1 protein-coding gene is annotated in these 238 nt (G+C 37.0%); it reads left to right on the top strand.

Translation table 11 applies throughout. The annotated features are described in order from the left end of the window. Positions 1–17: 17 nt before the first annotated feature. Positions 18–238 (top strand): hypothetical protein (locus R0J92_RS26380; protein WP_411053863.1); only part of this gene is annotated, 221 nt, incomplete at its 3' end.

The following is a 238-nucleotide window of genomic DNA, read 5'->3' as shown; positions in this document are numbered from 1 at the left end:
ATCTCAGCAGCGATCGAATGTTTCTGTTTGATAGCGATATTCTATTTTTTAGCGAACCGAAAAAACTACTCAATCGTTTAGAAAATCCGAATTATCAGAAAAATTCGGTTAATGCTGATGTGGGAACTGCTTATACGGTTGATCCTGAAGTTGTAAAAGAAAAAATGGGATTTGAAGTCATCCCTCGCTTTAATTCGGGGTTAGGCGTAATCCATAAAGCATCCATGAATCTTGATTG

The sequence above is a fragment of the Tritonibacter sp. SIMBA_163 genome (genome assembly GCF_046535935.1).
GTDB classification, from domain to species: domain Bacteria; phylum Pseudomonadota; class Alphaproteobacteria; order Rhodobacterales; family Rhodobacteraceae; genus Epibacterium; species Epibacterium scottomollicae.
The sequence above is the reverse complement of the archived record's forward strand: the minus strand, read 5'-3'. Positions and strand labels throughout refer to the sequence as shown.